Genomic DNA, 16,125 nt, shown 5'->3' on the forward strand with positions numbered 1-16,125 from the left:
CGAGCTGTGACGTCACAGGATGTCATGAACTGCGGGTAGGTCACCGCCCGCCCCGGCCCGGTTGCCCTGCCCGGCGCAGCCGTCCCAGCAGTCTTCGCTGCACCAGCGCTCCTCCCCGCCGGAGCGAGGGCTCCCGGACGGCGGGATGTTCCTGCGGTGCCTGCCCCCGCTGGTACGTCGGTGCCGATCCCGCGTCCACGGCCGCGCCAGGGGCCGGGCATTGGTCCCGGGCATCCGCGAGTGCCTCCACGAGGCGCAGGCGGTACCAGTCGATCTCGTCCGGTTCGTCCGCCAGTACCAGGGCCTCGACCACGCCCTGGGCCGTCGGCGACTCGGGGTGGACCCTGAACGTCTCGGGCCGCAGGCGCCTCACATGGGCCCGTTCATAGGGGTCGGGCACGATGTGGGCGAGATGGGCGCTGTCGAGCGTGGCGGCCACCGCGGCCGCCAGCTCCCACTGGTCGTCGGTCCCCCGGGCCAGCATGGCGATCCGGCGGGCCCGCCAGTTGCGCGGCCGCCAGTCCTTGCCACGGTCCGGCTCCGGATGGCGACCGCCGAGCAACTCCGGTTCGCGCAGCGCCAGTTCGACCAGCTCGTCGGCCAGGTAGAGCCAGACCACGGCCCGGTACCGGTTCAGATAACAGCGCACCGGGGAGAAGCGGCCCGCGCGGGCGAGCCTGGTGAAGCGACCGGGGGCGATGCCGAGCAACTCGGCGCCCTCCGCGGTGCCGACGGTCCGCACCCGTTCGCGCAGGCCCTCGGGAAAGTCGGCGGCGGCTCTCAGCCGGGCCACCTCGCGCGCGGTGACCCGGCGGTGTCCGCCGCCCGGGTCCGGGACGGTGCGGATGTGACCGAGCTGCACCGCGAGCTCGAACTCGGCCCGCTTGAGATCCAGTTCGCGGGCGGCAGTACCGGTCGCGAGCCGTGGTCCGGCCGGCGCCGCCGCGCTCGCGACGGCTGGGGACACCCTGACGTTCTTGGTGGTGACGGTGGTGACGGTGGTCATCTGATCCTCCCCCGTGAGGAACGAGTACGCGAGAGACGAATACTCTCGGTGACGACCGTAACGCGCCGTGCCGACATCCCGCTCGGCCTGTGGATAACTCGTCTCCAGCACACGCGCGCTCAAGTCCGCCCTGTGAAATGCCGGTTCGGGCGAGCGCCGCGGACCCGGCGCGGGCGGTTCCGCGCGAGCGAGCGCGGCCCGCACGGAGTACCGGTCCAGGCGGCTCAGAGCCCGGTCGCTCCGAAGTCGCCCGGCTGCCTCGCGGCCACCGAGAGGTGCTCGCCCACCCGGTTCACCAAAAGGGTCATCTCGTAGGCGATCTGACCGATGTCGGCATCGGCGGAGCTGAGCACGCACAGGCAACTGCCGTCGCCCGCCGCGGTGACGAACAGGACTCCCTCGTCGAACTCGACCATGGTCTGGCGGACCTTGCCCGCCCGGAAGTGCAGGCCCGAGCCCTTGGCGAGGCTGTGCAGGCCGGAGGAGACCGCCGCCAGGTGTTCCGCGTCCTCGCGGAGCAGGTCGGCGCTCGCGGCGGTGACCAGGCCGTCGTTGGACAGCACGATCGCGTGGCGCACGTGCTCGACCCGTCGGGTCAGGTCGTCGAGCAGCCAGTCGAGTTCCTTGTTCAGTGCCATGTCAGGCCTCCCCGCTCATACAGTTCCCCGTTTCCCCATGTCCCCGTTCCCCTGCCACCCTTCACCACCGGCGCGCCCCGGGCAAGCGGTGCCGGGCTCCGGCCGGTCGCGCGTCGGCGCGGGCCGGAGCATCAGCCGACCGAGTCGAGCAGGCGCGCGGCGTGCATGCGCCCGGCGTACTCCACGAGCCGGATCAGCACCTCCTTGCCGGAGTCCCGGTCACGGGCGTCGCACAGCACCACGGGCGTGCCGCGGTCCAGGTCCAGTGCCGCCGAGACGTCGGCGGCGCCGTGGGCCCGGGCCCCGGTGAAACAGTTGACGGCGACCACGAACGGGATGCGGCGGTGCTCGAAGTAGTCGACCGCCGGGAAGCAGTCCTCAAGGCGGCGGGTGTCGGCGAGTACGACCGCGCCCAGCGCGCCCTGGGAGAGTTCGTCCCAGAGGAACCAGAAACGATCCTGCCCGGGTGTGCCGAAGAGGTACAGGGACAGTCCCGAGCGGATGGTGATCCGGCCGAAGTCCATGGCGACGGTGGTCGTGGTCTTCTGGTCCACTCCACCGGTGTCGTCCACCGACTCCCCCGCCTCGCTGAGGAGTTCCTCGGTGCGCAGTGGCCGGATCTCACTGACCGCCCCCACGAGGGTGGTCTTGCCGACGCCGAAACCGCCCGCGACGAGGATCTTCAGTGCGAGGGCGGGGGTGGGTTCACAGGGCTCGGAGGCCATCGATCACTTCTCTCAGGATGATCTCGTCGGGCAGCTGCGCGGGCGGTACGGGCCTACTGACGACCACATGACCGGATTCGAGCAGGTCACCGACGAGGACGCGGACGACACCGACGGGCAGGTCGGCGTCGGCGGCGAGTTCGGCGACGGACTGGGTCTCCTCGCGGCACAGGGCGAGCAGCGCCCGGTGCTCGGGCCCGAGGAGGGATTCGCCGTCGGGCTCGGGCCCGCGCGGCGCGGCGAGCGTGACGAGCGCGATCAGGTCGAGCCGTACTCCGCCGGGTCCTGGGGCGGTACGGCCGCCGGTCATCGCGTACGGGCGGACCAACGGTCCCGCGTCGGCGTCGTACCAGCGGCTCGGCCGGTACGCGGGGCCTTCCGGCCGGTACTCGTTCATGGGGTGGGCGTGCCTTTCCGGTCAACCGGCCGCCGGCGGGCGCACGGTGTGGCGCGGCGGCGTGTAGAGGTGTTCGCCGACCCGTTTCACCAGACGTGCCATCTCGTACGCGATGAGTCCGATGTCGGTGGTCAGCGAGGACAGCACGGTGAGGCACGAACCGTCTCCCGCGGCGGCGACGAAGAGGAAGCCGTCGTCCATCTCCACCATGGTCTGGCGCACCGCGCCGACCCGGAAGTGACGTCCGGCTCCCTTGGCGAGGCTGTGGAACCCGGAAGCCACCGCGGCGAGGTGTTCGGCGTCCTCGCGGGTCAGCGCGCTGGAGGCACCGACGGCGAGGCCGTCGTTGGACAGCACGACCGCGTGCCGGACTTCTCCGACGCGCAGCACCAAGTCGTCGAGCAGCCAGTCGAGTTCACCGGAGCGCGCTCCGGACCGTGCGCGCGAGCCGGGGCCGGGTGCCGCTTCCGCGTGCTGCGGGGCGTCGGGCCTCTGGTGGTCGATCATGCGCGGTCTCCTTCATCGGTGCGGCCGCCGACAGGCTGTTCGTGGGCGGATGTCGGGGTGGTGCGGCGGTCCGCTCCGCCGCGGGCCCAGCCGCCCATGTACGCCGCCATGCGGTCGCGCGCCTGCTCGGGGGTGGGCGGGGCGACGGCCGGGCCGTTGTCGGGGGCGGGGGCGGGCGCCTCGCGCAGTTGGGGGGCGAGGCTCGCCTGCCGCACCCTGCGCGGGAGTCCGTCCTCGGCGCCGTCCGGCGCGATGCCGCGGGCCCGCTGGCGCAGGGTGGTCACTCCGGGCGGCGCCGGAGGCTCGGGCCGGACGGCCGGAGGCGCGTGCTGGGCGACCAGGGCAGGGCGGGCCGGTGTCGCCGAGGGCGTTCCGATCGGCCCGCGGGGTGTCTCGTACGGCCGGTCGTCCCGGCGGGAGGCGGCCTCAGCGGCTCCCGCGACAGCCTCAACGGGCTTTTGCAGCACGTCTGTCGGGAGCAGGACAACGGCAGTGGTGCCGCCGTACGGCGAGGTGCGCAGATGGACCTTGATGGTGTGGCGGGCAGCCAGGCGACTGACGACGAAGAGGCCGAGCCGGTCGCTGTCGAAGAGGTCCAGCGCCTCGGACTGTTCGATCCTGCGGTTGGCCTCGTCGAGGGTGCCGTCGCTCATGCCGAGCCCCCGGTCCTCGATCTCCAGCGCGTAGCCATTGCCGACGGGCTCGCCGGCGACCCGCACTTTGGTGTGCGGCGGCGAGAACTGGGCGGCGTTCTCGATGAGTTCGGCGAGCAGATGCGTGAGGTCGGCGACGGCACCTCCGGTGACGGCAGCCTCGGGGAGCCGGCGCACCTCCACCCTGGCGTAGTCCTCGATCTCGGAGACGGCGGCGCGTACGACGTTGGTGAGCGGGACCGGAACGCTCCAGGCGCGGCCGGGGGCGGCGCCGGACAGGATGATCAGGGATTCGGCGTGCCGGCGCATGCGGGTGGTGAGGTGGTCGAGGCGGAAGAGGTCGCCGAGTTCGCCCGGGTCGTCGACGCGCCGCTCCATCCGGTCGAGCAGGCCGAGTTGGCGGTGCACGAGGACCTGGCTCCGGCGGGCGAGGTTGACGAACACGCCGGAGATGCCGCTGGCCAGCTCCGCGCGCTCGACGGCGGCGGACAGGGCGGCCCGGTGAACCGTGCCGAGCGCCTCGCCGACTTGCGCGATCTCGTCCCTCGGGGGCGGTCCCTGCGGCGCCTCGGCGTGGATGTCGAGTTCTTCGCCGGACCTCAACCTGCCCATGGCGGTGGGGAGTTTGCGCCGGGCGATCTCCAGGGCGCTGTTGCGCAGGCTGATCAGTTCGACGACGAGCCCGCGTCCGATGCGTACGGAGATGACCAGGGACGCGGCGACGGCGGCGAGGCCGAACAGGACGGCCGCGCCGCCCGTGGTCAGCAGTCCGCGGGTGAACGGGTCGGCGCGCTCGGTGGCGTTCCGTGCCCCTTCGGACGCGGTGTCCTGCATGCCCTTGCGTACCGTGCCCAGCACGGCCTCCCAGGCCGCGGGGTCCACGGCACCGGCCGCGGCGCGTCCCGGCTCGGCAGTCCGCACCTTGTCCTCCGCGGCGGTCAGCGCCGCGTACGCGCTCTGTCCGGCCAGCGCGGTCCAGGCGGTGCGTGCGGGGCCGGTGAGGTCGGCGGTGGCGCTTTCGGTGAGGGTGCGACGGCTGTCGACGGCGCCGGTGAGGCGGCGCAGGTGGTCGGCGCTGAAGCTGTGGGCGAGCTGGGCGGCGGAGATCAGCGCGTCCTCGCGGGCGAGCATCTCGCCCGCCCGGCCGAACTCGTACAGGACACGCGTGTCGGGGCCCAGCGCGGGGGCCTGGAGGCCCGCGAGCGCTCCGTCGACGTCGAAGCCCGCGCCGATGGTCTCGGTGTACTGCTGGTACACGGCGTCCCAGTCGGCGGTCCGGTCGTGGATGCTGCCGCGCAGTGCGGGGAGTTTCCGGGACCGGTCGACGAAGGTGCGCAGCCGGCGTGCCGCGCTCGCGGGAACGTCCCCCGCGTCGGCGACCGTGTGATCCCGGTCGAGCCTGAGCCCCGCGAGGGTGGCGTCCGTGCGCTTGGCCCGCTGGTCGAGGTCGGCGGCGCGATCGGCCACAGGGGCTGCCAAGTACCGCACGGCGGCGGCCCGTTCGTCCTGGAGCGCGGCCACGGCCACGACCAGCGGGGTCCGGACCTGTTCGTCGATGCGGCGCGCCTGACGCAGCGCGGACACGTCCTGGGCGGTGGAGACGGTGGCGAAGCCCCACAGGGCGAGCAGCGAGACGACGGGCACCATGAGCAGCGAGACGATCTTAGCCCGAACGGTACGGGGCCGCATCCGCCACACGGCCTCGGCGTCCTGCGGCGCCGGGGGTTCGCCGAGGGGGCGTTCGTCGGTGGCCGGCGGTCCTGCGTGGGCGCGCCGCCCACGGGCGCCCACCGGGGTCGGCGGCTCGGCTTCCGGGGCCTTGCGGGGTGTGCGCACGGATCTCCTCGCTTGCGGATGGGGCCGGGTGCGGCGCTTGCGAATGAAGCCGGGTGCGGCGCGGCGGAGGGCGACTCAGGGGGCGGAGGCGAGTTGTTCCGCCGAGGCGTACTCGGCGCGTTCACGGGCCGTCGGAGAGAGCGCGACGAAGGCGGCGGTGATGAAGAGGTAGGACCCGAGGCCGACGGCGAGGGGGAAGATGAACTGCATCGCCGTAGCCCCGGGCAGGTCGGCGCCGCTGGGGGCGACGTCCACGCTCACCGAGGCCATCCCGGTGTAGTGCATGCTGCTGACGGCCGCACCCATCACGAGGGAGGCGATCGCCACGGCCACCGGTGACTTGATGTTGAGCCCGGCCCACAGGGCGGCGGTCGCGGCCGCGACGGCGATCACGACGGAGAGCGTGACGAGCACGGGGTCGTAGTGGACCTGCCCGTGCAGCCGCAGCGCCGCCATGCCGAGGTAGTGCATGCCGGCGACGCCGAGTCCGGTGGCGAGGCCGCCGGTCAGCAGGGCTCGCGTGCGGTCCTTGCCGTAGCCGACGGCGAAGACTCCGGCGCCGACGAAGACCATGGCGACGAGCAGGCTGAGGACGGTCAGGAGCACGTCGTAGCGGATGTCGGTGCCGCTGACGGCGAAGCCGAGCATCGCCACGAAGTGCATCGTCCAGATGCCGGTGCCGATGGCCGAAGCGGCGGTGATCAGCCAGTTGCGCCGGGAGCGTCCGCCGGCGCCCAGGGCGCGCACGGTGCAGCGCAGCCCGAGGGCGGCGCCTATGCAGGCCATCGCGTACGACAGCACGGGTGTCAGCCAGCCGAAGGCGGCGTGGTCCAGGTGTCCCATGGCCCAGGGACGCTAGTCCGGGGAGGGGAGCACGACGGGGGCGCAGTTCGAAAACTGTTGGAATATGACGAAGAGATGTTCCCCGACGATCGCGCCTTGTTCGAACGCGCTCACGATGGTCGATTTTCGGCCACTGCTGGATCGGCGTCCTGTGGGGGATCATGGGGGCATGGCCGGAGACCACGCACACGTTCAGGAATTCTTCGCCGCCCGCGCGGCCGACTGGGACCGCAAGTTCCCCGACGACGGTCCGGCGTTCGCGGCGGCCGTAGCGGAAGTCGGGCTCTCGCCGGGCGACGCCGTGCTCGACGCCGGCTGCGGTACCGGCCGGGCCCTGGCGCCGCTGCGCGAGGCGGTCGGCCCGACGGGTGTCGTCGTCGGTGTGGACCTCACCCCGGAGATGCTCGCCCAAGCCGTACGGGCCGGTCGCGACCGGCAGGCCGCGCTGCTGCGCGCGGATGTGGCCCGGCTGCCGCTCGCCTCGGCATCGGTCGACGTGGTGTTCGGTGCCGGGCTGATCTCCCATCTTCCCCAACCGGCCGAGAACCTGAGGGAGTTGGCGCGGATCACCCGCCCGGGCGGCCGCCTCGCCCTGTTCCACCCCATCGGCCGCGCCGCGCTCGCGGCCCGCCACGGCCGCACGCTCACCGACGACGACCTGCGCGCGGAACCGCGGCTGCGGCCGCTGCTCGCCTCGGCGAACTGGCGGCTCCTGTCGTACGCCGACGAGGACGAGCGCTACCTCGCGGTGGCCGTGCGCGAGGGCTGAGCACCGGCGCACCGGCCGAACCGGGCGACTTCGCGTACGAAGGCGTCCGGGTTGTCGAACATGATGTTGTGCCCGGCGTCCGGGACCGTCACAACCCGGACACCGGAGGCGACGAGACCGGCGCGCCCCGGCAGGTCCCCGTCGAGGCCGCCCACCGGTTACGTCCGGTCGACCTGCGTGGCCCGCACGAGGAGTTCACGCATCGTCGGCCGCGTGCCGCGCACCAGCCCGACAGCCGTGCGGTGCAGCCCGAGCGGGTCGGCCAGACGCATGGTCGCCGCCCACGCCGGCCCGACGCGGGCGAGCATCTGCGCGAATCGCCGCTGGTTCACCCTGCTCGCCTTCCTGCGCCATCTGCCGGGACCGGCCGCCCGGGCTGCCGTGCTAGCGCCGTGGAGCTCAAGTGGCTGCGTACGACGCTGCGTTCACGGGAGTGAGCTCACTCGACTTCCCGCACCCCACCACCCGGCACCGGGCAGCCACGGACACCGGGCACGGGGAAGGTGCCGAGCTCGGCGACGCGATAGCCGTTCGGGTAGCCCTTGACCTCGGGGTTCTGCCGCCCGTGATGGGGCGTGGAGCGTGGCGGGAGCAGGCGTACGGCGCGGGCGCGCAGGCGCAGTGCGCCGCGGACCAGGGCCCGGGCAGCGGGAGCGGGCCGCTCGTAGCGGAACGCCCTCAGGAGGGAATCGTCGAGCAGGGCCAGACTCGCGGTGCGCAGCACCGGAGCCAGCCGGCGCGGGTACCAGGAGGCCATGAGGTCGAGGGTCGCGTCCGACACTCGCCGCCCGCCCTCGTCGAAGCCGAAGTGGACGGCCTCGTATGCGTCGAGGCAGCGCTCGAACTCCTCGTAGGAATCCGGGATTTCCTTGATGCCCATGTGCCGGCCGAGTGTCTGGTAGTAGCGGGCCGCGGCGCGCAGCTCGTGATCGCTCAGACGCCGCCATCCATAGGAGTCGAGCCAGCGCTTCGGCACCACCACGAAGGTGCAGAGCACGTAGCGCATGTCGTCGTCGCCGATGTCGTACGAGCGGTGCATCTGGTTGATGCGGCGCACTGCGGTCCGTCCGGCCACGCTGTCGAAGCCGTGCTCGACGACCGTGTCCAGAAGCAGGGTCGTGTCGTCGTACCTCTTCTGCGAACGTTCCGTCAGTTCGGCTGTTTCGGCCAGGAGTTGACCGATGCTGGGCACGGCGTAGGTGCGGTAGAGCGCGAGTTCGAGGGCACGGGTGTAGTCCCACGGGAACTCCAGGTTCACCGTCATCCGATGGATCTCGAGGAAGTCCCGTTCGGGGTGCAGGCGTTGGATTGCCTTGAGCCGGTCGAACCGATTCACGACTGACCCCTATCTGTCGACGGAAGTCCAACTCTACGTTGGTAGAACCGTTTGAGAGATCGGTCCTGCCGCGGTGCGGTCGGGTCGTGCACGGAAAGGTGGTCCTGATGTTCGGGAGATTCCGCAAGCCTGCCGAGTCACGACCGGCCGACGATCGACATCACAACATCTTCGAAGCGGCGGCCGCGTACGTGGCGGCCTGCGCCGAGGACGACCAGGACGCACTCGACGAGGCGGCAGGCTGGGTGTCCCCCGAGGCCCTGTCGTTCGGGGTCCGCGAACTGGCCTGCCGCGCCGTCATCGCCCTCGCCCGCGACCGCGACGAGTCGCCGACCGCCGTGGTCCAGGACCTGATGGACCTGCCGGCGGCCTGACCGGCCGACGGCGAGAGCTGACGGTCCGGGACCCTCGACGTCCGCGTTACGGTCATGGCCCCGGGTTCCTGTGAGATCAGGTTGATCCGCACGACGCCCAATTCACCGAATTGGAGGGGAGGTTGAGTGGGTCGAGGAGGTTGAGGCTCTGACCCCGTGCCGTGGACCGCCTGCCTGCCGTCAGTGACAGTGGCCGCTCGGTCCCGGCCCACTCGTGTCCGCTCGGGTGACGCCCAGGTCATCGGAACGGCCTGCGTCGATACGCGGCCACTGAGCAGTGGGGCGGCCGCCCGGCCACTCCCGCAGCGGTGGCCAGTCGGGAGCCCCGCCCAGGGTCCGTGTGGCATGCCCGAGGCGTGGCCGGCCGGGCGGTGAGTCTTCCCAGCTCTCCTGGCGTCCGTACGCGGTGAGATCCATGAGCGCGTAGCTGTAGTCGACGGCCTCGACCCCGCGACGCCTGGTCCAGTACGTCTCGAAGACACGGTCGCCGTCGCGCAGGTAGCACACCAGGTGGAACAGTCCGAGCTCCCGGCCGACGAGAAGCGTCTCAAGCGCGGGCTGTGCGGAGTACCACGGCATCGACCAGCCCATGAAGTCCCGGTAGTTCCGACTCTCGGCGTACGACGCCTGGGCATCGGCGAAGTCGTAGGCGGTATTGCGCCCCTGGGAGAACACGGCGAAGGTGATGTCGCGAGAGTGCAGGTAGGCCAGCTCCCCCACGTGGCTCATCACCCAGGTACAGCCTTCGCACTGCTCAGAAGCCGGCCGGCCGGGCCACCACATGAAGTAGTAGGCGATCAGCTGGCGTCGCCCCTCGAAGGCGTCCAGAAGTGTGACGGGGCCGTCCGGCCCCAGCAGCGTGCTGTCCCCGGCGACCTCGACCATCGGGAGCCTGCGGCGCGCCGCGGCGATCGCGTCACCTTCGTGGGTATGGGCCCTTTCTCTCGTCCGCAGTCTCTCCAACTGCTCCTCGAAGGTTGCGCGGTCGACGACCGGGGGCTGTCCCGTACTCGGCTTCTCGGACATCAGCGGCTCCTGGGATCGCTTCGTCGTGGCGGCGGTTCGCTTCCCAGCAACGTAGCGGCCCGACGGGCTCACCTTCCGGAAGCGACCCGGCTTCGCGCCGCGTGACGCGCCGGCGCTTCGAGGACCACGCGTCCGCCGACATGGGGGCGGGACCGGCCCAACGGGACCGGCCTCCGCCGGCCACGGCGTGGCGACCGCAGAACGATCTCGGCCTCAGCCCCGCGGACGCACCGCGCAGGCCGGTGGCCGCTGCAGGTCGATGCCCGTGATCTTGTCGTCGGCGCCATGGCCACGCGGACTCACGACCCGGGATTCCCACCAGACGCTCGGTGTCCCCCGGGCGACCTTCAACGCGGCGCTGGCGCGGCACGGACAACGATCCCGGGCCGCCCCGAACACACGAGCCGGGTTCGCCAGAGCGGCAGCCTTCGGAGCGGGCTGTCGCCCACTCACCGACCGCGGCGGGCCCGGTTGCCGCGGGTGCGGTGGGTGATGGCGAGCGTGCTGCCCAGGACGAGGAGCACTCCCGCGCCCCCGAGGGTCCACGTCACGGCGGCGTCGCTGCCGGAGTGGGCGAGTTGGCCGGTCGGGGCGGAGGCGCCCGGTTCGCCCGCCGATACGCCCGCGACCCCGGTTCCGGTCGAGCTTGGGTCAGGAGCGGGGTGGGAGGTGGGAGTGGTTTCGGGAGCGGGCGTCGCACTGGACGACGAGGACGGGCCGGGAGAAGGGGTCTGGGTGGGAGGGGTCGGATCGGGTGTGGGATCGGGGTCGGGCTCGGGCTCGGGATTCGGGTCTGGCGCGTGAGGCCGTACGATTTCGGACTCCACCCAGGTGTCGACGGGGTCGGGACTGTGCTGGATGTCGGGCCTGGGGCCGAGGATGAAGAACGTCAACGGGGTGTCGGCCGTGAACCTGATGCGTACCCGGAAGGTGGTCTCCCCCGGAGGCAGTACAACCCGCTCAAGGGGCAGGGCCGCGTCCACGTTCCCGTCTCGGTCCGGCTGTTCAAGAGGGGCATCGACCCATGTGCCGTTGAGGCGCAGCTGAACTCGCATGTGCTCCAGCACCAGGCGCGGGGCCGGATGAATGGTGTCCACCGCGAGGTTCACGTCGTATTCGCTGAGATCATGGTCGGTGAGGTTGCCGACGGCGAGGGTGAACTCCCCCCAGTCGCCGCCCGCTTCGAAGGTGTCCGGGACCTCCCGGACGACGGAGGTCATCTGCTGGCGCGCGTCGGCGGCCGGCCGCGGCCCGGTGGCGGGCCCGCCGGCGCCGGTGTTGGTGTCCAACAGCGGCCCGCGGGCGGGTAGGTACAGAGAGGGCGCCGTCGGACGGATCTCTTCGGCCCGCGCCGGTGCAGCTGCCAGCACGGTCGGGGTGACGGCGGCAACGGCCGCCAGAACTGCCATGCGCTTGTGGTTCACGTAGGTGCCGATTCTTGAGAGGTGCTTAAGGGGTGACCAGCACCTCGACTCTTGTTCAAGGCGTGCACCTCCACGTAGTCCTCTTCGACTTATTGGCCCATAAAAGGGACTTATGAGCCGCAGAGCACCGCATCCTGTTCACCGCTGTAAGCAGGACACGACACAGCCGCAGGTGGCAGGGGCCGCCCTCCCGAAGACGTGCGGATCCACCCGCCAGGGGAGACAGGCGAGGGCCTTGTTATCGTGCGCGGATGTCAACGATCAAGCAGATCCAAGTGACCTTCGATTGCGCGGACCCCACGCGTCTCGCCGGCTTCTGGTCCAAGGTGCTCGGGTACGTCGTGCCTCCGGTCCCAGAAGGGTTTGCCACTTGGGAGGACTATGATCGCTCGCTGCCGCCCGAGGACCAGGTGGTCTATTTCGCGTGCAGCGATCCCTCGGGTGTGGGCCCGCGCGTGCTCTTCCAGCGTGTCCCTGAAGGGAAGGTTGTGAAGAACCGGCTGCATCTTGACGTTCGGGCAGGTATCGGGCTCGTGGGTGAGGAGCGTCTGGCCACCCTTGAAGCCGAATGTGCACGGCTGGTCGCGCTTGGCGCGGTGCATGTGCGCACAATGCTTGCCGATGGCGAGAACGAGTCCTGCATCGTGATGCAGGACATTGAGGGCAACGAGTTCTGTCTCGACTGAGGACCCTCCGGGCCGGCGAGGCAGGGGCTGTCTACCTCGCCGCTTTCGCCGGTCTCGCTTACGGCGAAGGCATCCCGCGCAAGTGAGGTTGTGGCGCCACGTGATGCCGTGCTTGGCATGGCGAACGCCGTCTCCCTTGAGGCGGGCAGTCTCGAAGGATCTTCCAGGTCCTCGTGCGCGCGCAGACGTGCTCGTCGCGGGCTCGGACCTGTTTGTGCGAGCGATTGCGCTCACGCTTCCAGCTTGGCAACTCCTCGCCCGGGGTTCGGCGGTGGGGCATGAGGAGGCCGGTGCTCCGATGGGCGCCGTCGGCCATCGTGAGGGTCCTGCCTACGGCGGACTGCGCGCCAGACTCCTCCCACGACCTGCAGTCGGTTCGTCAAGTAGCTCTGGTTCGCTGACTGTTCGGCCACCCTGGGTCGCGGGTGGGTAGCAGGGTGCCTCCACGGCAAGCGCCGCGGCCTTGGCGAACCGCTGGTGGGGATGCAGCGCGAGCCCAGGTCCGAAGTAGTCGAATCACCCGGTCCGCGGCCGACTTCGACACCCCTCCGATACTGCGGCTGCGCAGAAACCGACCTGCCGAGCAGGGCCAGATCTTGTCGTCTTTCGGGCCTGAGGACGGCGTGCGTGGATGTGACGACGGCCTAGACCGATGGGCGCGAGGAGCGTTCAGCCCTGCGGCCGCACCGTCTCGTGGGTGGTCGCGTCGACGACGGAGCGATCCTCGACGGGCTCCCGCAGGGTCGTGCTGATGCGCCGACGCCCCATGATCATTGAACACTTCTGTCCCGATCGATAGATCGACCTGATTCTCAGGGTGAGGGAGACGGTGCTGTCGCTCTCACGGGCCGTGAGCCGGGCCGCCTCGCATCCGTTGACCGCCGGGGTCGTAGTGACCACGCGACCCTGGACCAAAAGGCCCTCAAGGGGGACGGACGCCTCCTGTGCGGCACGGTTGTCGCAACCGGTGAGTGCGAGTCCGACCGCGAGGACCAGGGGCGCCGCCAATGCGTAGGAAAGTCTTCGATGCATGCCACTGGGACGCGATGGATGTCTTCCCGGTTCCCCGAGATCATGCCCTGGATCTCATCAACTCTCGGCTCTGCGGCAGCCGTTCGGAATCCAGGTCGCTTCACTGCGCGCGTATGCCGAAGGTGCTCGATGAGTGCGGCCCCAGAGGGTGGTTGTGCTGGCCACGATGCCGTGCCGCACCGGTTCTTCCATCACCGCAGGAATGGCGGGGGCCTGCTCCAGCATCGCACTGTTCGCCCCACCCGTTGGAAGCCAGGTGAAGACATTCGTAAAGGGTTTCACGGTCACGTTTACGCGCCCCGCAGCCAGCGACGCACGTGATTGTTTCCGACAGTCCTCGGCATGCCTCCTAACGACACAGAACAGGCGCGGGCCAGGTCTTGAACAGCCCTGCCCGCGCCCATGCCGATCACCATTCATCGCCGAGTTCTGTCGACCCTACTCAGACAGAAGGCCATCGCAGCACTGCACACCGCAGTGACAATCAGTTCACCCCAGTAGGCGTCTATCAAGAATTCGTTGATCGTGACAAGAATTATCGCCCAGGCGATTACGACCATTACTTTGAGTGCCATGGACCGGGCCACTTTCAGGCTAGAGAGCTGAGGCATCCGGTGACGCCTCCGGCGACTACATTGGTAGCGATCTTCTTGGCGAGATCCTTGTTTATCCGCCCGACAATCAAGGCAGCCGCACCGCCGATGCCCGCCTTGACCAGGCAGTCCTTAGCCGTCTTGGACATCGGCTTTCCGGCGAGCAGCCGCTCGCACGCCTTCGGGTCCTTCTTCTTGCCGAGATAGCATCCCGCGGAGTTGTATTCCTGGTGCACATCTACGGCATGGGCCGCCGGAGCCACTCCTGTGAAAACTGCTCCGACAAGCGCAAGGGTAACGATCTTCTTTTTCATGGCCTCTTGACTTCAAGGATATCCTGCTGATGAGAAACGGGGCGCGGAGCCCTGTCTATGCACGAGGAATTTTCCGTGCCACGTGAATCCTTGGGTAGCCGAGTTCGGGCGGCCACCCGCCGGACGGCTGGAATGGACCAACCACTCGGAGGGGGTGGGGGCGGCTCGGCTCTTGGGCGCTGCCGAACGAACCGTCGCCAGCGAGCCTCTTCCACCCTGGATCTTGCGGCACGGCCAGCTTCAACGCGCCCGACGACGGCGCCGACGGGCTTGACCTCGTGACCGGCCGTGCCCACGGGGGAAGCGAGTTGGCGTTCGGGGCAGGGACCGTCAGGCCTGCCTCGATGACTCCGGCGGCCCCATGGTGTGGGGTCGAGTACGCCCTTGCCGTAAGTGACGGTCGGATTGCGGGCAGGGAACCGTCGCAAGTGCTGCGGACACCCTCGCGCTGTTCTAGCCTGGAATTGTTGATGCCGCAGTGGTTTCTCAGCGATGACCGGGTGGAGGCACATGGCTCAGCACCCTCTGACAGCGCTCCGGGCCTCCGTCGGTCTCTCTCACGCCGCCTACGCGCAGTTGGTTGCCGACGCACATGCGGCCTTGGGGTTCGGGCCGCTTGCGGCGCGGCGGGAAAAGGTCGCGCGCTGGGAGTCCGGCCGGACGGTTCCGTCACCGACCACGCAGCTTGCCATCGCCCACGTGCACGGCGTGCCGGAATCCGATGTGGCCCTTCTGGGCTGGCCGATGTGGCTGAACCCGGCCGGCCGAGCTGCTGCCTCGGCGGAAGAACAGCCCTGGACCGCGAGAGGGGCGGTCGACAGGGCGCGGGAGGCCGCCGGACCTGTGGCCGGCAATGCGTTTCGCCTCGTTCTTTCGGTCAGCGGGCATGCGCTGCTGGTTCAGATGCAGAGGGCCTTGACGGCACTGGAGCATCCGCGCACGGCACACACCCGGCCCGGACATGCAGTTCCTCCGGCATCACTGGACTGGGCCGAATCCCGCCTGCGATCGCTGGAACGGGAAGAGGCAGGATCAACATCGGCACCGGCGGCCTTGTTCTACGCCGCACGCGCCGAGCACCGGCTCGTTGCCGGACTCCTCGCCGACGCGGGTTACGACCGGCAGACCGGGGCGAGATTGCTGTATCTCGCCGCCCGGAGCGGTCGGCTGTGTGCCTGCCTCAGTACCTCCCTGGGGGACTTCGCCACTGCCGAGCGCTACAGCCTCGCTGCGCTGCATGCCGCAACCACCATCGGGGCGAGACGGCAAAGCATCGTCTGTCTGGCAGACCTCGCAGGCCTGCACGCCACGGCGGGAACGCCGAAGGACGCACTGTGTGTCGTGGCTGCTGCACGCAGGGAGGTGCGCTGCCTGACTCCTCGCCTGTCGGCTCAGCTGGACAGCTGGGAAGCGCTGGCCCTGGCGCGGATGGGAGACAAACAGTCCAGCGCCCGGACGCTGGACCGAGCCGGCCGCCGCCTGAGCACCAGCGACCAGCAGCCCGTCGTGGCGGACGGGCTGCCCGTCCGGGACTTGGACGGTATGCAGCTGCGGCTGTGTACCGGACTCTCCCAGCTCTACTGGGGCAGGCCGCAAGAGGCCCTGAAGTGGCTCGCCCCGCTCACCCGCACCGAGGTCACGGCCGGTCCCGACGCACCTGGTCCTTCACCCTTCTCTGCAGGTGTCCTGCTGTACACCGTCGATGCCCAGCTGGCGCTCGGGGAGTTGGACTCCGCTCTGCGCAGCGCCTGGCACGCCGTGGCCCTCGCCGGCGGGCTGCCCGACGCACTGGCCGGACAGTACTACCGCCGGTTCGACATCCACCGGGGCGAGCCCCGCGTGCAGGACTTGCTCAGCCTGCTGGACAGCCAGGGCTCCGGCATCTGACCGGTCGGCCGGCCCTCCGGCATCTGGCCGACCTGCACGCGGGCATCCGACCGGCCCGCACTGCGTACCCGGCTTCTGG

General features: G+C 70.3%; 16 protein-coding genes and 1 pseudogene. 4 read left to right on the top strand and 13 right to left on the bottom strand.

The features are described from left to right. Nucleotides 1–40: 40 nt before the first annotated feature. The 7 genes from IE267_RS10680 to IE267_RS10710 all read right to left on the bottom strand — a co-directional run bounded on the left by IE267_RS10680 (nt 41) and on the right by IE267_RS10710 (nt 6,605). Nucleotides 41–1,006, bottom strand: a complete 966-nt coding sequence (locus IE267_RS10680) for a DUF6397 family protein (protein ID WP_229860949.1) — start codon at nt 1,004–1,006, stop codon at nt 41–43. A 224-nt stretch (nt 1,007–1,230) separates the two neighbouring features. Further along, entirely contained in the window at nt 1,231–1,644 is a 414-nt protein-coding gene (locus IE267_RS10685) for a roadblock/LC7 domain-containing protein (RefSeq protein ID WP_161247641.1), read from the bottom strand. A gap of 131 nt (nt 1,645–1,775) precedes the next feature. After that, nucleotides 1,776–2,369, bottom strand: a complete 594-nt coding sequence (locus tag IE267_RS10690; protein WP_161247643.1) for a GTP-binding protein — start codon at nt 2,367–2,369, stop codon at nt 1,776–1,778. Then, nucleotides 2,350–2,766, bottom strand: coding sequence for a DUF742 domain-containing protein (locus tag IE267_RS10695; protein WP_161247645.1), 417 nt, complete (start codon nt 2,764–2,766; stop codon nt 2,350–2,352). The genes IE267_RS10690 and IE267_RS10695 overlap by 20 nt, the downstream gene beginning before the upstream one ends. Nucleotides 2,767–2,787: 21 nt before the next feature. Further along, nucleotides 2,788–3,273 (bottom strand): roadblock/LC7 domain-containing protein, encoded by a 486-nt coding sequence (locus IE267_RS10700; protein WP_189762955.1) that lies wholly within the window; start codon nt 3,271–3,273, stop codon nt 2,788–2,790. Then, nucleotides 3,270–5,762 carry a sensor histidine kinase gene (locus tag IE267_RS10705; protein ID WP_189762956.1) on the bottom strand — a complete coding sequence of 831 codons (2,493 nt, stop codon included), beginning with the start codon at nt 5,760–5,762 and terminating at the stop codon, nt 3,270–3,272. Before IE267_RS10705 ends, IE267_RS10700 begins: the two co-directional genes overlap by 4 nt. A 75-nt stretch (nt 5,763–5,837) precedes the next feature. Beyond that, nucleotides 5,838–6,605 carry an MHYT domain-containing protein gene (locus IE267_RS10710; RefSeq protein WP_189762957.1) on the bottom strand — a complete coding sequence of 256 codons (768 nt, stop codon included), beginning with the start codon at nt 6,603–6,605 and terminating at the stop codon, nt 5,838–5,840. Nucleotides 6,606–6,774: 169 nt separating this feature from the next. On the opposite strand from IE267_RS10710, the gene IE267_RS10715 reads away from it, so the two are divergent. Continuing rightward, on the top strand, nt 6,775–7,374 hold the full coding sequence (locus tag IE267_RS10715) for a class I SAM-dependent methyltransferase (RefSeq protein WP_167160460.1): 600 nt from the start codon (nt 6,775–6,777) through the stop codon (nt 7,372–7,374). A gap of 158 nt (nt 7,375–7,532) precedes the next feature. Here the strand turns inward: IE267_RS10715 and IE267_RS40405 are convergent, their stop codons facing one another. Both IE267_RS40405 and IE267_RS10725 read right to left on the bottom strand, forming a co-directional pair. Then, on the bottom strand, nt 7,533–7,706 hold the full coding sequence (locus tag IE267_RS40405) for a hypothetical protein (protein ID WP_189762958.1): 174 nt from the start codon (nt 7,704–7,706) through the stop codon (nt 7,533–7,535). A gap of 107 nt (nt 7,707–7,813) precedes the next feature. Continuing rightward, on the bottom strand, nt 7,814–8,710 hold the full coding sequence (locus IE267_RS10725; RefSeq protein ID WP_189762959.1) for an oxygenase MpaB family protein: 897 nt from the start codon (nt 8,708–8,710) through the stop codon (nt 7,814–7,816). Between the two features lie 107 nt (nt 8,711–8,817). Between IE267_RS10725 and IE267_RS10730 the strand changes: the two genes are divergently transcribed. Then, nucleotides 8,818–9,084, top strand: a complete 267-nt coding sequence (locus IE267_RS10730) for a hypothetical protein (RefSeq protein WP_161249629.1) — start codon at nt 8,818–8,820, stop codon at nt 9,082–9,084. 180 nt (nt 9,085–9,264) lie between these two features. On the opposite strand, the gene IE267_RS10735 is transcribed toward IE267_RS10730, so the two are convergent. Together IE267_RS10735 and IE267_RS10740 are read right to left on the bottom strand one after the other, a co-directional pair. Beyond that, entirely contained in the window at nt 9,265–10,110 is an 846-nt protein-coding gene (locus IE267_RS10735) for a DUF899 family protein (protein ID WP_189762960.1), read from the bottom strand. A 449-nt stretch (nt 10,111–10,559) separates the two neighbouring features. After that, complete coding sequence (locus tag IE267_RS10740; RefSeq protein ID WP_189762961.1) at nt 10,560–11,534, bottom strand: hypothetical protein; 975 nt, start codon at nt 11,532–11,534, stop codon at nt 10,560–10,562. Nucleotides 11,535–11,785: 251 nt separating this feature from the next. Here IE267_RS10740 and IE267_RS10745 point away from each other — a divergent pair, with 251 nt between their 5' ends. Continuing rightward, entirely contained in the window at nt 11,786–12,220 is a 435-nt protein-coding gene (locus tag IE267_RS10745; protein ID WP_161255244.1) for a VOC family protein, read from the top strand. Nucleotides 12,221–12,292: 72 nt separating this feature from the next. Here the strand turns inward: IE267_RS10745 and IE267_RS10750 are convergent. Both IE267_RS10750 and IE267_RS10755 read right to left on the bottom strand, forming a co-directional pair. Continuing rightward, nucleotides 12,293–12,767 (bottom strand): annotated as a pseudogene (locus tag IE267_RS10750) (transposase family protein); the annotation flags it as partial. 1,074 nt (nt 12,768–13,841) lie between these two features. Continuing rightward, nucleotides 13,842–14,159 carry a hypothetical protein gene (locus IE267_RS10755; protein WP_189762962.1) on the bottom strand — a complete coding sequence of 106 codons (318 nt, stop codon included), beginning with the start codon at nt 14,157–14,159 and terminating at the stop codon, nt 13,842–13,844. Between the two features lie 510 nt (nt 14,160–14,669). Here IE267_RS10755 and IE267_RS10760 point away from each other — a divergent pair. Continuing rightward, nucleotides 14,670–16,046: an NsdA family TPR-like regulatory protein gene (locus IE267_RS10760; protein WP_189762963.1), complete on the top strand. Its 1,377-nt coding sequence runs from the start codon at nt 14,670–14,672 to the stop codon at nt 16,044–16,046. Nucleotides 16,047–16,125 lie beyond the last annotated feature (79 nt).

Source organism: Streptomyces xanthochromogenes, assembly GCF_014650455.1.
Taxonomy (GTDB): domain Bacteria; phylum Actinomycetota; class Actinomycetes; order Streptomycetales; family Streptomycetaceae; genus Streptomyces; species Streptomyces xanthochromogenes.

Coding starts and splice junctions, on each gene's coding strand:
- IE267_RS10690 (WP_161247643.1), bottom strand. CDS start 2,369: ATGGCCTCCGAGCCCTGTGAACCCACCCCCGCCCTCGCACTGAAGATC.
- IE267_RS10730 (WP_161249629.1), top strand. CDS start 8,818: ATGTTCGGGAGATTCCGCAAGCCTGCCGAGTCACGACCGGCCGACGAT.
- IE267_RS10710 (WP_189762957.1), bottom strand. CDS start 6,605: ATGGGACACCTGGACCACGCCGCCTTCGGCTGGCTGACACCCGTGCTG.
- IE267_RS10700 (WP_189762955.1), bottom strand. CDS start 3,273: ATGATCGACCACCAGAGGCCCGACGCCCCGCAGCACGCGGAAGCGGCA.
- IE267_RS10760 (WP_189762963.1), top strand. CDS start 14,670: ATGGCTCAGCACCCTCTGACAGCGCTCCGGGCCTCCGTCGGTCTCTCT.
- IE267_RS10715 (WP_167160460.1), top strand. CDS start 6,775: ATGGCCGGAGACCACGCACACGTTCAGGAATTCTTCGCCGCCCGCGCG.
- IE267_RS10680 (WP_229860949.1), bottom strand. CDS start 1,006: ATGACCACCGTCACCACCGTCACCACCAAGAACGTCAGGGTGTCCCCA.
- IE267_RS10745 (WP_161255244.1), top strand. CDS start 11,786: ATGTCAACGATCAAGCAGATCCAAGTGACCTTCGATTGCGCGGACCCC.
- IE267_RS10755 (WP_189762962.1), bottom strand. CDS start 14,159: ATGAAAAAGAAGATCGTTACCCTTGCGCTTGTCGGAGCAGTTTTCACA.
- IE267_RS10735 (WP_189762960.1), bottom strand. CDS start 10,110: ATGTCCGAGAAGCCGAGTACGGGACAGCCCCCGGTCGTCGACCGCGCA.
- IE267_RS10685 (WP_161247641.1), bottom strand. CDS start 1,644: ATGGCACTGAACAAGGAACTCGACTGGCTGCTCGACGACCTGACCCGA.
- IE267_RS10695 (WP_161247645.1), bottom strand. CDS start 2,766: ATGAACGAGTACCGGCCGGAAGGCCCCGCGTACCGGCCGAGCCGCTGG.